Annotated in this window: 11 protein-coding genes and 1 pseudogene; 2 read left to right on the plus strand and 10 right to left on the minus strand. The window is 72.5% G+C overall.

What is annotated here, in order from left to right; translation table 11 throughout:
* Window positions 1-338 (plus strand): annotated as a pseudogene (locus tag BIV25_RS23130) (UTP--glucose-1-phosphate uridylyltransferase); the annotation flags it as partial.
* Between the two features lie 71 nt (window positions 339-409).
* Here the strand turns inward: BIV25_RS23130 and obgE are convergent.
* From obgE to BIV25_RS23180, 10 genes are all read right to left on the minus strand, one after another.
* Entirely contained in the window at window positions 410-1,855 is a 1,446-nt protein-coding gene (gene obgE, locus BIV25_RS23135; protein ID WP_071374312.1) for a GTPase ObgE, read from the minus strand.
* Window positions 1,856-1,980: 125 nt separating this feature from the next.
* Window positions 1,981-2,235, minus strand: a complete 255-nt coding sequence (rpmA, locus tag BIV25_RS23140) for a 50S ribosomal protein L27 (RefSeq protein WP_071374313.1) — start codon at window positions 2,233-2,235, stop codon at window positions 1,981-1,983.
* A gap of 14 nt (window positions 2,236-2,249) precedes the next feature.
* A complete protein-coding gene (gene rplU / locus BIV25_RS23145; RefSeq protein ID WP_030749991.1) occupies window positions 2,250-2,570 on the minus strand; it encodes a 50S ribosomal protein L21 in 321 nt (106 codons plus the stop codon).
* Window positions 2,571-2,759: 189 nt separating this feature from the next.
* A complete protein-coding gene (locus BIV25_RS23150) occupies window positions 2,760-3,821 on the minus strand; it encodes an iron-containing alcohol dehydrogenase family protein (RefSeq protein WP_071374314.1) in 1,062 nt (353 codons plus the stop codon).
* Window positions 3,822-3,934: 113 nt separating this feature from the next.
* A complete protein-coding gene (locus BIV25_RS23155) occupies window positions 3,935-8,041 on the minus strand; it encodes an Rne/Rng family ribonuclease (protein ID WP_177235389.1) in 4,107 nt (1,368 codons plus the stop codon).
* A 262-nt stretch (window positions 8,042-8,303) separates the two neighbouring features.
* Window positions 8,304-9,080, minus strand: coding sequence for a TIGR03936 family radical SAM-associated protein (locus BIV25_RS23160; RefSeq protein ID WP_071374315.1), 777 nt, complete (start codon window positions 9,078-9,080; stop codon window positions 8,304-8,306).
* A 46-nt stretch (window positions 9,081-9,126) separates the two neighbouring features.
* Window positions 9,127-9,996, minus strand: a complete 870-nt coding sequence (locus tag BIV25_RS23165) for a hypothetical protein (RefSeq protein ID WP_071374316.1) — start codon at window positions 9,994-9,996, stop codon at window positions 9,127-9,129.
* Window positions 9,997-10,081: 85 nt separating this feature from the next.
* Window positions 10,082-10,609 carry a peptidylprolyl isomerase gene (locus BIV25_RS23170; RefSeq protein ID WP_071374317.1) on the minus strand — a complete coding sequence of 176 codons (528 nt, stop codon included), beginning with the start codon at window positions 10,607-10,609 and terminating at the stop codon, window positions 10,082-10,084.
* A gap of 182 nt (window positions 10,610-10,791) precedes the next feature.
* Complete coding sequence (locus BIV25_RS23175) at window positions 10,792-11,067, minus strand: hypothetical protein (RefSeq protein ID WP_071374318.1); 276 nt, start codon at window positions 11,065-11,067, stop codon at window positions 10,792-10,794.
* 79 nt (window positions 11,068-11,146) lie between these two features.
* Complete coding sequence (locus BIV25_RS23180; RefSeq protein WP_256256022.1) at window positions 11,147-11,683, minus strand: hypothetical protein; 537 nt, start codon at window positions 11,681-11,683, stop codon at window positions 11,147-11,149.
* 721 nt (window positions 11,684-12,404) lie between these two features.
* Between BIV25_RS23180 and BIV25_RS23185 the strand changes: the two genes are divergently transcribed.
* Window positions 12,405-12,872 (plus strand): hypothetical protein, encoded by a 468-nt coding sequence (locus BIV25_RS23185; RefSeq protein WP_071374320.1) that lies wholly within the window; start codon window positions 12,405-12,407, stop codon window positions 12,870-12,872.
* The last annotated feature ends 172 nt before the right edge of the window (window positions 12,873-13,044 follow it).

Genomic DNA, 13,044 nt, shown 5'->3' on the forward strand with positions numbered 1-13,044 from the left:
CCCCGTCCCACTACGCGGTCATCGGCCGCTATGTCCTCGACCCGCACATCTTCGACATACTGCGCCGGACCGAGCCGGGCCGCGGCGGCGAGATCCAGCTCACCGACGCCCTCCAGCAGCTCGCCCAGACGCATTCATCAGCGGCTACCGCCGCGGGGAAGGCCGGCGGACCCGTGCACGGCGTCGTCTTCCGGGGCCGCCGCTACGACACCGGTGACCGCAGCGACTATCTGCGTGCCATTGTCAGACTCGCGTGCGAACGTGAAGACCTGGGCCCGGACTTCCGGACCTGGCTTCGCAGTTACGTGGCCGAAGAACTGACGGACGCGGACAGCTGACGCCGGTACGGAACGCGAGAGGGCGGGCCCGGAGGGAAACCTCCGGGCCCGCCCTTCTGTCTGTCCGTCGCCTAGAACGGCTCGAAGTCGTCGAACTCCCGGCCGGCCTCGTCCCGCTCCGCCTGCTTGTCCCTGCGGCGCTGCGCCGCGGGCCGCTGCGCGTCGAAGCGGTGGTCCTCACCGCGGCGGCCCAGCATCTCCGCGCCGGCCATGACCGTCGGCTCCCAGTCGAAGACGACCGCGTTCTCCTCGGGGCCGATGGCGACGCCGTCGCCGTTGCGGGCGCCCGCCTTCATCAACTCCTCCTCCACACCGAGGCGGTTGAGGCGGTCGGCGAGGTAGCCGACGGCCTCGTCGTTGTTGAAGTCGGTCTGACGGACCCAGCGCTCGGGCTTGTCGCCGCGCACCCGGAACAGCAGCTCGCCGCCGACCTCCTCGCGCGTGACGGTGAAGCCGGCGTCGTCCACGGCCTTGGGCCGGATGACGATCCGCGTCGCCTCCTCCTTCGGCTTCGCGGCACGCGCCTGGGCGACCAGCTCGCCGAGCCCGAAGGACAGCTCGCGCAGCCCGATGTGGGCGACGGCCGACACCTCGAAGACGCGGTAGCCGCGGGCCTCCAGGTCGGGGCGGACCATCTCGGCGAGGTCCTTGCCGTCGGGCACGTCGACCTTGTTCAGGACGACGATCCGGGGCCGGTTGTCGAGGCCGCCGTACTGGCGCAGCTCCTCCTCGATGATGTCGAGGTCGGAGACCGGGTCACGGTCGGACTCCAGCGTCGCGGTGTCCAGCACGTGCACCAGCACGCTGCACCGCTCCACGTGCCGCAGGAACTCCAGGCCGAGTCCCTTGCCCTGGCTGGCGCCCGGGATCAGACCGGGCACGTCGGCGATGGTGTAGACGGTCGAACCGGCCGTCACGACACCGAGGTTGGGCACGAGGGTCGTGAAGGGGTAGTCCGCGATCTTCGGCTTGGCCGCGCTGAGCACCGAGATCAGCGAGGACTTGCCGGCGCTCGGGTAGCCGACGAGGGCCACGTCGGCGACGGTCTTCAGCTCCAGGACGACGTCCTGGAGGTCACCGGGCTCGCCGAGCAGCGCGAAGCCGGGGGCCTTGCGGCGGGCAGAGGCCAGCGCCGCGTTCCCGAGCCCGCCGCGGCCGCCCTGCGCGGCGATGTACGACGTCCCGTGCCCGATCAGGTCGGCGAGGACGTTGCCGGCCTTGTCGAGGACGACGGTCCCGTCCGGCACGGGCAGGACCAGGTCCTGGCCGTCCTTGCCGGACCGGTTGCCGCCCTCGCCGGGCTTGCCGTTGGTGGCCTTGCGGTGCGGCGAGTGGTGGTAGTCGAGCAGGGTGGTCACGGACTGGTCGACGGTGAGGATGATGTCACCGCCACGTCCGCCGTTGCCGCCGTCCGGGCCGCCGAGCGGCTTGAACTTCTCGCGGTGGACGGAGGCACAGCCGTGGCCTCCGTTACCCGCGGCGACGTGCAGCTCGACGCGGTCCACGAAGGTGGTCATGGTTCAGTGCCTCCAGAAACTCACGGGTATTACCTATGTCAACACGCGAAAGGCGGACCCGCCTTCCCGACCGGGAAGTGAGGTCCGCCTCGCGAAGTGAAGCGTTCGGCGCTGAATCAGGCGATTCAGGCGACCGGAACGATGTTCACGACCTTGCGGCCGCGGTGGGTACCGAACTCCACCGCACCGGCCTCGAGGGCGAACAGCGTGTCGTCGCCGCCACGGCCGACACCGGCGCCGGGGTGGAAGTGGGTGCCGCGCTGGCGGACCAGGATCTCACCAGCGTTCACGCGCTGACCGCCGAAGCGCTTCACGCCGAGCCGCTGGGCATTGGAGTCGCGACCGTTCCGGGTGGACGATGCGCCCTTCTTGTGTGCCATGTCTCCTCAGTCCCTTACTTCGCAGCCGCGGGGATCGACGTGACCTTGATCGCCGTGTACTGCTGGCGGTGGCCCTGACGACGGCGGTAGCCGGTCTTGTTCTTGTAGCGCAGAATGTCGATCTTCTGGCCCTTGTGGTGGTCCACGACCTCGGCCTGGACCTTGATGCCGGCCAGCACCCACGGGTCGCTGGTCACGGCGTCGCCGTCGACAACGAGCAGGGTCGAGAGCTCGACCGTGTCGCCAACCTTGGCGGTGGAAATCTTGTCAACCTCAACGATGTCGCCGACAGCAACCTTGTGCTGGCGACCACCGCTGCGCACGATGGCGTACACGCGGATCTCTCTTTCGCTCGTTCAGAACCGGCACCCCCGCAGGCCAGCCGCCCGACAACACACGGGCGACCTCTCCCGGCCCGCACTGCGCCCGGGAGGATGAGGTTTACGGGGATGTGGCGTGCTCAGTGACACGCCGACGGTCAAGGTTACGGGGCCGGGCTGTGGGGGTCAAACTGGACGGCTCGATCAGCCCGTGACCGCGGTGACGTACTCGGCGTACACCGTCCTGATGTCGCTCGGCGACAGCGCGAGATGCTCCAGGATCGTGTACCGGCCGGGCCGGGTCTCCGGGGCGAACCCGACGGCCCGGACGAACTCCTCGTCGCTGAAGCCGAGCTCCTGCGCCACCACGGGCAGACCGTGCCGGCGCAGGACACCGGCCATCAGCCGGGCCGTGCCGTGCTCGCCCCGCAGGTACGTCGCGAAGGCGGCGCCGACGCCCACCTGCTCGCCGTGGTTCGCCGCCCGGCGCGGATACAGGTGGTCGAGCGCGTGGCTGATCTCGTGGCAGGCGCCCGAGCAGGGGCGGGTGTGCCCGGCGATCGACATGGCGATTCCCGAGAGCGCCAGCCCTTCGGCCAGCACGGTCAGGAAGCCGTCGGCGCCGCATCCGCCCGGGTGGCGCAGCACCGCTTCACCGGCCTGGCGGGCCATGGCCGCGGCCAGACCGTCGAGCTTCTCGCCGGTGACCCGGTGGGCCAGCTCCCAGTCCGCGATTGCGGAGATGTTGGACAGGGCCTCGCCGATGCCCGAGCGCACGAACCGGGCCGGCGCCTCCCGTATCACCGTGAGGTCGACGAGGAGGGCGATCGGCGTGGGCACCCCGTACGAGCCGCGTCCGGCGTCGTTGTCCAGGTTGGAGACGGGCGAGCAGATGCCGTCGTGCGCGAGGTTCGTCGGCACGGCGACCAGGGGCAGCCCGATGCGCGCCGCGGAGTACTTCGCGCAGTCGATGACCTTGCCGCCGCCGATGCCCACGACCGCGTCGTACGCGCCGGACTTCATCCCGGCGGCCAGCCGGATCGCGTCGTCCAGGGTGCCTCCGCCCACCTCGAACCAGGCGGCGCCGGGCAGCGAGGGGGCGATGCGCTCGCGCAGCCGGGCGCCGGAGCCGGCGCTGACGGCGACGGCGAGCCTGCCGGACTGCGCGATGCGCTCGTCGGCGAGCACGGCCCCCAGGTCGTCCAGGGCACCCGGGCGGATGTCCACGACGACCGGCGAGGGCGTGAGCCGGGTCAGCACGGGCACGCGATCTCCCTCCTTACGTCTCGCGGGACCCGCCGGGAAACAGGCGGGAAGACAGAAAAACAGGTGTGACCCTGTCTGCGAACGGACAGGGCCACACCTGGTACGGCGACTGATCAGTCGTCGGCGGTGGCGACCGTGGTGGTCTTCTTCGCCGTCGACTTCGCGGCGGCCGTCTTGACCGCCTTCTTGGCCGTGGTCTTCTTGGCCGCCGTCTTCTTCGCGGCGGTCTTCTTCGCCGCGGTCTTCTTGGCTGCCGTCTTCTTCGCCGGGGCCTTCTTGGCGGTCTTGCGGGCCGTCTTCTTGGCCGGAGCGGCCTCCTCGACCGGAGCCTCGGCCCCGGCCTCGGGCGCCTCCACGGCCTCCCCGGCCTCCGTCGCCGACGGGACGACCACGACGGCCGTCTCCTCGGACGCGGTCGGCGCGGTGGCCTTGCGCACGGCACGGCGGCGCGGGCGGGCCGGGGCGGCGCTCTCGGCGGGCGCCTCCTCGACCGGGGCCGGCACAGCGGCCTCGGCCTCGACCGCGGTCTCGGACACCGTCACCACGGTCGCCTCCGCCCCCGCCGGGGAACCGGCCGGCGCGGACACCTTCCGGGTCGCACGACGGCGCGTACGGCCCTTGGGCGCGGCTTCCTCGACGGCCTCGACGGCCTCGGCCTGCGGCTCCACGACGACCGGCTCGGCAGCGGGCACCTCGGCGACCGGCGCCGCGGCGGCCACGGGGGCCTCCTCGACCGGCTCGGGCTGCTCGGCCTTGGGGGCCTTCTCGGACCGCTGGGCCTTCTCGGCCTTCGGCGCGCCCGCCGGAGCCGACGCACGGCGGCTCGCCCGGCGCCGCGAACGGCCACGGGTGGCCGCCGCCTCCGCCTCGGCGACGCTGCTGTACAGCTCCTCGTCCGGCGCGAACTCGGGCGCGGGCAGCGCGACCGGCTCGGCGGCCTCGGCAGCGACCTCGGCGGCGGTCTCCGTCTCGGGCTCGACGGCCTCGCCGGTCTCCACGGCCACGGCGGCGGTCTCGTGCACGTGCTCCGCGGCCGCGTGCTCATGCACGTCACCGCCCTTGCCACGCTTCTTGCGCTTGCCGCCACCGCCGCCGGCGGGCACGCTCGGCTGCTCCATGTGCACGATGACACCGCGGCCGTTGCAGTGGACGCAGGTCTCGGAGAAGGACTCCAGCAGGCCCTGGCCGACGCGCTTGCGGGTCATCTGGACCAGCCCCAGCGAGGTCACCTCGGCGACCTGGTGCTTCGTACGGTCCCGGCCCAGGCACTCCAGCAGGCGCCGCAGCACCAGGTCCCGGTTGGACTCCAGCACCATGTCGATGAAGTCGATGACGACGATGCCGCCCAGGTCGCGCAGCCGCAGCTGACGCACGATCTCCTCGGCCGCCTCCAGGTTGTTCCTGGTCACGGTCTCTTCGAGGTTGCCGCCCTGGCCGGTGAACTTGCCGGTGTTGACATCGACCACGACCATGGCCTCGGTCTTGTCGATCACCAGCGAACCACCGCTGGGCAGCCAGACCTTGCGGTCCAGCGCCTTGGCGAGCTGCTCGTCGATCCGGTACGTGGCGAAGACGTCGACCTCGGAGGTCCACTTCGACAGCCGGCCCGCGAGATCCGGCGCGACGTGCGAGACGTACCCGTGGATCGTCTCCCAGGCGTCGGCACCGCTGACGACGACCTTGGAGAAGTCCTCGTTGAAGATGTCGCGCACGACCCGGACGGTCATGTCCGGCTCGCCGTACAGCAGCGTCGGGGCGTTGCCGTTCTTCGCCTTCTTCTGGATGTCCTCCCACTGCGCCTGGAGCCGCTCGACGTCGCGGCGCAGCTCGTCCTCGCTCGCGCCCTCGGCGGCGGTGCGCACGATGACGCCCGCGTCCTCGGGGACGATCTTCTTGAGGATGGTCTTCAGCCGGGCCCGCTCGGTGTCGGGCAGCTTGCGGCTGATGCCGGTCATCGAGCCCTCGGGGACGTACACGAGGTAGCGGCCCGGCAGCGAGACCTGGCTGGTCAGACGCGCGCCCTTGTGCCCGATCGGGTCCTTGGTGACCTGCACGAGGACGGACTGGCCGGACTTGAGGGCGGCCTCGATGCGGCGGGGGCCGCCCGCCATGCCCAGCGCCTCGAAGTTGACCTCACCGGCGTAGAGCACGGCGTTGCGGCCCTTGCCGATGTCGATGAAGGCGGCCTCCATCGACGGCAGCACGTTCTGCACCTTGCCCAGGTACACGTTGCCGACGTACGAGGTCGACTGCTCCTTGTTGACGTAGTGCTCGACGAGCACGCCGTCCTCCAGGACGCCGATCTGCGTGCGCTCGCCGTACTGGCGCACGACCATCACGCGCTCGACGGCCTCGCGGCGGGCCAGGAACTCGGCCTCGGTGATGATCGGAACGCGTCGGCGGCCCTGCTCACGGCCCTCGCGGCGGCGCTGCTTCTTGGCCTCCAGACGCGTCGAGCCCTTGATGGACTGCACCTCGTCGGACGGCTCGCTCGGCTTGCGCGGCTCGCGGACCTTGACGACCGTACGCTCCGGGTCGCCCTCGCCGGGCTCGGCGTCGGTACCGGTGTCACCGGCGCGGCGACGGCGACGGCGGCGACGGCGGCTGCTGGAGCTGGAACCGCCGGACTCGTCGCCACGAGCCTCCTCGACGTCCTCTTCCTCCTGCTCGGCGGTGTCCTCGGCGTCCTGCTCGGCCTGCTCGGCGGCCAGTTCGTCGGCATCGGCCTCGGCGCCCTCGCCGTCGGCGGCCTCACCGCGACGGCGGCGACGGCCGCCCCGACGGCGGCGGCGACGGGAGCCGGCCTCCTCGAAGCCCTCGGTCTCGTCGGTCTCCTCGCCCTCGCCGAGTTCCTCGGCGGACTCGATGGCCTCGGCGGGCTCGGCGGCGGCCTCCGTCTCCTCGACGGTGGCGGCGGCCTCGACAACCTGCGGCTCCTCGGCGGCACCCCGACGGCGGCGGCGACGGCGCGCACCGGCCTCGGGACGCTCCTCGGCGTACTCGTCGGCCTCCTCGGGCTCCTCCGCCCCGGCGGCCTCGGCGGCGGCCTCGGCGGCGGCGCGCTGCGGGGTCTGGAACCTCGGCTCGGCGAACACCGGCGCCTGGAACACGGCGACGGCGGGGCGGGCGGGCTTGCGCGAAGAGCGGCTCGCACCGGCCTCCGCGGGCTCGGCGGCCTCGGCCGCTTCCGTGACCTCGGCCTTCGCGGACCGTGCGGGCGCGGAGAACCCGGACGCGGCGCGCACGGCCCGACGCCGGGCACGCCGCGGAGCGGCTTCCTCGGCCGGAGCCTGCGCGGCTTCCTCGGCAGCGGGGGCGGGAGCTTCCTCGGCCACGACGGCCTCCTCCTGCGCGGGGACACCGGCGGGCGCGGACACCCGACGGGTGGCACGCCGACGGGTACGGCTCGGGGCGGCCTCCTCGGCGGGAGCGGCGGCCGGAGCCTCCTCGCTCACCGGAGCCTCGGCGGCCTCCTCCTGGGCAGGGGCACCGGCGGGCGCCGAGGCGCGGCGCGTGGCGCGACGGCGCGGACGCGCGGCGGCCGGAGCCCCCTCGGCGGCGGGCTCGGCGGCCTCGACCACGGCGATCTCCTGCGGGGCGGGCTCGGTCTCGACGACGGCCGACGTCTCCTCGGCGGCCTGCGGAGCACCAGCGGGCGCGGAGGCGCGGCGGGCGGCGCGACGGCGCGGACCCGCGGCGGCCGGGGCCTCCTCGACCTCGGCGGCAGCGGGCTCGGTGGCCTCGGCGGCGGCGGTCGGTGCGGAAACGGTGCGGGTGGCCCGGCGGCGGGCGCGGCGCGGTGCGGCGTCCTCGCCGACGACGACCTCGCCGCCCTCGGCCACGGCAGCGGCGGGCTGCTCGGTCTCCGCGGCGGCGGGCGCGGCCGGTGCGACGGCCGCGGGTGCCCCGGCGGGGGCGGAGGCGCGGCGCGTGGCCCGCCGGCGCGGACGGCCGGCGGCCGGCGCCTCGGCGGTCTTCTCGGCCTCGACGGCCGCTTCGCCGCCTTCGGTGGCGATCAGTGCCCCGGCGTCCTCGATGTCCCTGGGGTCCTCGGTGTCCTCATCGGCCGGTATGGCCGGCAGGGTCACCTCGGTGGCCGCCCCGGCCGCGGCGGGCGGGCCCGCCGGGCGGGAGGCGGCACGGCGACGCCTGCGCGGCGGCAGGGTGTCGCTCGGAGTGTTCGGTTCGGAGCCCTCGACGGGCTCGGTCGGTTCGAGCATGCGGGCGTTTCTCCCGTCAGGCTCCCGGGCGCCGCGCCTGGTCCGGCGTCGGCCTCGAAGGGCCGTCCGCCGTTGACGTCCGCGGCCCGCGCGATGCGCGATGGCCGCCGTCCGGGGCGCGGGCGCCGCACGGGAGCACTCTGTGTCCTGTCTCGCCGGTTCCGTACGCCTTGTCGGTACGGCCTGGCGAAAGTCTTCTGGTCGGTGCGCTGCCCGACCCAGGTGGCTCCCGAGTACGAGGGCGGCGCTACGACGTCCGTCCCTACGCGGAACCTTCCGGCGTCGGCGCCGTCGCGGCGGCAGCCGGTCTGGCCGTCAGGGCCTCGGCTGCCTCGCGGTCGGGCGCGAGCGGGTCGGTCACCGTGCCGGTCTCTTCATCGAACAGCCCCTGCGCCAGCCTGGTCACCGCTGCGGGGACCGGCGGCGCCAGGTCGGCCACGGCGCGGAGACCGGACAGGACGTCGTCGGGTCGTACGGCAGGCGTCACGTGCCGAACAACCAGCCGCAGTATCGCACAGGGCTGGTCGGTCGGCCTATCAGCCGGTGAACTGTGCGTTTCCAGGCTTACCACGGCCGGGCGGGCGTCGAAGGTGCGGACGCCGTTCTTGGTCGTGCGCTGCACCTCGACGGTCTCGGCCTTGGTGAAGGCCTCGACCGCGCGCTCGGCGTCGACCGGGTCCACGCCGTCCAGCCGCAGCTCCCAGACGGAGGCCGCCAGCCGGTCGGCCAGGCCCGAGGTCCGCGCCTCGACGGCGTCGACGACGTCGAGCCCGGCGGGCAGCGACTCGTCGAGGAGGACGCGCAGCGTCTGCGGGTCACGCGCCTGTGTGAGCGCGATCTCCAGGTACTCCGCCTCGCTGCCCGTGCCGGTGGGTGCGGCATTGGCGTACGACACCTTGGGGTGCGGCGTGAACCCTGCCGAGTACGCCATGGGCACCTCGGCACGGCGCAGCGCACGCTCGAAGGCGCGCTGGAAGTCTCGGTGGCTGGTGAACCTCAGGCGGCCGCGCTTGGTGTAGCGCAGTCGGATGCGCTGCACCGCGGGTGCGGGCGGCGGGCCTTCGGGCTGTCGCTTGCCCAGTGTCCTAGTCCTTCGTGAGAGCGGTCGTACTGCTACCAAGAGTACGTGCAGCGGGCCCCTGAGGTTCCCGCCGGTCCACCGCGACCGGCTGCCGGGGCTCGCCGAACAGCGCCCGCCGTACGTCGGCGCGGACCTGCCGCACCGTGTCCCGCGCGCCGGCCAGCGCCCCGCGGACGGCCCGCGCGGCGGGCCGCAGGACGGCGTCCCGGACGAGACGCCCGACGGGCGCGAGAAGGCTTCGGTACACCCAGCGCACGGGTTCGACGAGGATCCACCGCGCGAGCGTCCCGAGCGCCCGCCCCACGGCCCGTGAGATCCGCCCGGCGACCCGCCACGCGTGCGAGAGTGCTTCCCCCGCCTCCCTCGCCACGACGGCGAGGACGCGGCCGACCGGCGCGAGCACCCAGCGCCACAGGGCGAACGCGGGCAGGACGAACAGCACACGCAGCACCCCGTACGCAGCGAGGCCGGCGGCGGTGGCGACGGGGGCGAGGACCCGGGCGTACAGCCACCGCGCGGGCACGACGAACAGATACCGCCCCAGCAGGGCGAGCCCGTGGCCGAGGGGGGTGAGCACCGACCGGTGGAGCCACCCGGCCGGTACGACGACGAGCGCGCGCCCGAGCCACCCGAGCGCGCCGCCCACCGGCACGAGGACGTACCGCCACAGCCCCCCGGCCACCCAGGCCAGCGCGCGTCCGAGCGGCCGTAGCAGCGTGTCCAGCAGGAACCGTCCGCCGACGACCACCGCGTCCCACACCACCCGCACCGGTGCGACCAGGACGAGGACGACGATCCGGACCGGGACCCGGATCGCGACGACGAGGCACCCTTCGGGCTGCCGGGGCCCGGGCGACGGCTTCTGCGGTTCCATGTCCGTCAGGACGCCCCGGCCCGCCGGCCCGGCTCCCCCTCCCGGATTGCGATGCCGTCACGACTGCTACGGCGGTACGGCCCGGTCAGCGGGTCTCGATGACGACGGACTCGATGACGACGTCGTTCACGGGCCGGTCGGTGCGCGGGTTGGTCTGCGTCGCCGCGATGGTGTCGACCACCTTCTGGCCGGCGTCGCCTGCCACTTCGCCGAAGATGGTGTGCTTGCCGGTGAGCCACGTGGTCGGGCCCACCGTGATGAAGAACTGGGACCCGTTCGTGCCCGGCCCGGCGTTGGCCATGGCCAGCAGGTACGGCTTGGTGAAGGCCAGGTCGGGGTGGCACTCGTCGGCGAACTCGTACCCCGGTCCGCCCGTGCCGTTGCCCAGCGGGTCACCGCCCTGGATCATGAAGCCCTCGATGACCCGGTGGAAGACCGTGCCGTCGTAGAGCCGGTCCGTGGTCTTCGCGCCCGTCTCGGGGTGGACCCACTCCCGCTCGCCCTTCGCCAGCTCGACGAAGTTCTTCACCGTCTTCGGCGCGTGATCCGGAAAGAGCCGGATCTCGATGTCGCCCTGACTGGTCTTCAACGTCGCGTACAGCTGCTCTGCCACCCGTCACACCTCTCTGCCTGGTCGTCACGTGATCGTGACACGCCCCTGTGTGCCGTATGCCCGGTTGACCGCGCGGGCGGCGGCATTACCGCCGAACGAGTGACGGCGGGCGGGACGTGCACAGCGGCGAGCCCCCTCCCGGTCGGGGAAGGGGCTCTGCGCGGTGGCCGGGGTGAGGGCTGTCAGAAGGCCTGGTTGTTGCAGCCCATGTCCGAGCCGAGGTGGCTCTGCTGCGCACCCGGGTTGCCTTCGCCGTTCAGCGCGTTGGCCAGCACGCCGGTGAGGGCGCTGACGTTGCCGAGCACGTTGATGTTCATGTCGTGCGAGCGGCACTCGGTGTTCTGCGTGACGTCGAAGTCACGGTCGAACCCGCCGTGTGCGGAGGCGGAGGCGGCGCCGAACGAGGCGACGCTGCCGAGGACGGCACCCACGAGGACGGCCCTCTGGAACTTGCGCATTTGTTCTCCGTTGGTCGAGCAGATGGGATCTGCGTCAGGGTCGAGAGTCGGGATTGCGGACGGTTTGCGGGGGCGGCGGTCAGCCGAGTTGCGGAAGCCCCAGCTGGCCGACGGGAGGTGCGGCGATCTGCCCGAGGCCGACCGGGGACAGCTGCGGCACGCTCGGCGCCCCGACCAGCGGGTTGACGAGCGGGTTCACCTGCGGGTTCACCTGCGGGTTCACCTGCGGGGTGACGTGCGTCGGGCCGTCCGTCGCGGGGACCCCCTGGGGCATCCCCAACTGCGGAGCGACCTTCGGCATCACCTCGGGCATGACCTGCGGTACGACCTGCGAGGACGGCTGCGCGGGCGCGTACTGCGGCGCAGGCGCGTACTGCTGGGGCGGGGCGTACTGCTGCGGTGGTGCGTACTGCGGCGCGGGCGCGTACTGCGGCGGCGGGGCGTACTGCGGCTGCGGGTACGGCGAGGTGTTGGCCTGCGCCATCCCCTGCGACGAGGCCGAGGCGGAGGCGTAGCCGGTCTGTTGGGGCACCGGCGGGCCGTACTGCGGTGCCGGCGGCGCGTACTGCGGCGCCGGGGCGTACTGCGGGTACTGAGGGGGAGTGACCTGCGCCATTCCCCGCGACGTGCCCGAAGCGGCGGCGTACCCGACCTGTTGGGGCGGCGGAGCGGCGTATTGCGGTGCCGGCTGCGGCGCGTACTGCGGCGGAGGGGCGGCCTGGGGGGCCGGCTGCTCCGGAGCCGGTGCCGGAGCGGGACCGCCATATCCGTATCCGACAGGGGAGTCGGCATGGCTGACGCCGGCACCGATGGCGGACAGACCACCTGCCGCTGCTAGAACGAGCGCGGCCCTGTGAAGCTTGCGCATGAAACCCTCGGCCCTTCGATACCTGAAAAGGGGAAATCCATTGCATTCGATGCGGTCACGCGTGCAGTCGGTGCGCCAGTCACACGGCACCGTCAGCAGCGGTACTCCTGAGTAGCACGCGGACGTCGCATCGAAGCCGGGAGCGAATTCCCTCACCCCACTTCGAAGTCCACGGTCGCTGCCCTCTCCCGGTCGGAACGACGATTCCGGCACCGTGGTCACGGCATCCGAAGACCCGTCACCCATTTGCCAGCCACCGGAACACGCGGCGCAGTACCGGCGCTCTTACGACAAATGGGTGACCACGCTCCCGCACCCGTATCCGGGTTTGCGCGCACCTCGTTCCCCACGGAGCGAGAACGATGGTCCACCGCAGCCGTTCCAGGCAGTTGTCACCGCCACAACTGCGCTGCCCCATCCCGCATTTCACCAGGTTCCGTGCACAGGTCAATGAAGGGCCGAGGATTCCATGCGCAAGCTCCAGCAAGTCGCGCTCGTCATCGCAGCAGCCGGGGGTCTGACCGCCGTCGGTGCCGGCCCCAGCTCCGCCGTCACCCCGGCCTACAACGGAGCTGTGCCGCCGCCCGCTTCACAGCCGGACGCCCAGGCCACCTCGGCCACCTCCGCCGCGGCGACCGCGCAGTCCTACGGCACGCCGCAGCAGGCGCCGTCGCGGGGCACCGATGTCGCCCCGCAGCTCAACCCCCAGCTGAACCCGCAGATCAACCCGCAGATTTCGCCCCAGACGCCGCAGTCGGTGGAGGGCGGCCCGGTCGGCCAGGCCAACCTGTTCCGCCCGTCCCAGGAGTGCAGCCCGCAGACCCTGCTCGGCGCGAACGTCCCGGTCGGCCTGCTCGGCGCCGCCCAGACCCGCGGCATCGACTGCACCCAGGCCAACACCCAGTCGAACGCCCTCGCCAACGCGTTGCACGGCTGACAAACCGTCAACTCCCGTCGCGAACGGGCCTCTTGAGTTTCATGCCCAAGAGGCCCGTTCGCGGGCTTATATGACTTTTTCTGATTTCTGCCGCGTGATCAAGAAAGCGGCGCGTCGTTGCCGGTTTTAGCGTATTTGCTACTAATCTCCCGTAACTGTAGAAAGTCGATCT

Origin of the sequence: Streptomyces sp. MUSC 14, from assembly GCF_001866675.1 — a bacterium.
Classification (GTDB): domain Bacteria; phylum Actinomycetota; class Actinomycetes; order Streptomycetales; family Streptomycetaceae; genus Streptomyces.

Coding starts and splice junctions, on each gene's coding strand:
- obgE (WP_071374312.1), bottom strand. CDS start 1,855: ATGACCACCTTCGTGGACCGCGTCGAGCTGCACGTCGCCGCGGGTAAC.
- rpmA (WP_071374313.1), bottom strand. CDS start 2,235: ATGGCACACAAGAAGGGCGCATCGTCCACCCGGAACGGTCGCGACTCC.
- BIV25_RS23155 (WP_177235389.1), bottom strand. CDS start 8,041: ATGCTCGAACCGACCGAGCCCGTCGAGGGCTCCGAACCGAACACTCCG.
- BIV25_RS23165 (WP_071374316.1), bottom strand. CDS start 9,996: ATGGAACCGCAGAAGCCGTCGCCCGGGCCCCGGCAGCCCGAAGGGTGC.
- BIV25_RS23175 (WP_071374318.1), bottom strand. CDS start 11,067: ATGCGCAAGTTCCAGAGGGCCGTCCTCGTGGGTGCCGTCCTCGGCAGC.
- BIV25_RS23180 (WP_256256022.1), bottom strand. CDS start 11,683: ATGGCGCAGGTCACTCCCCCTCAGTACCCGCAGTACGCCCCGGCGCCG.
- BIV25_RS23185 (WP_071374320.1), top strand. CDS start 12,405: ATGCGCAAGCTCCAGCAAGTCGCGCTCGTCATCGCAGCAGCCGGGGGT.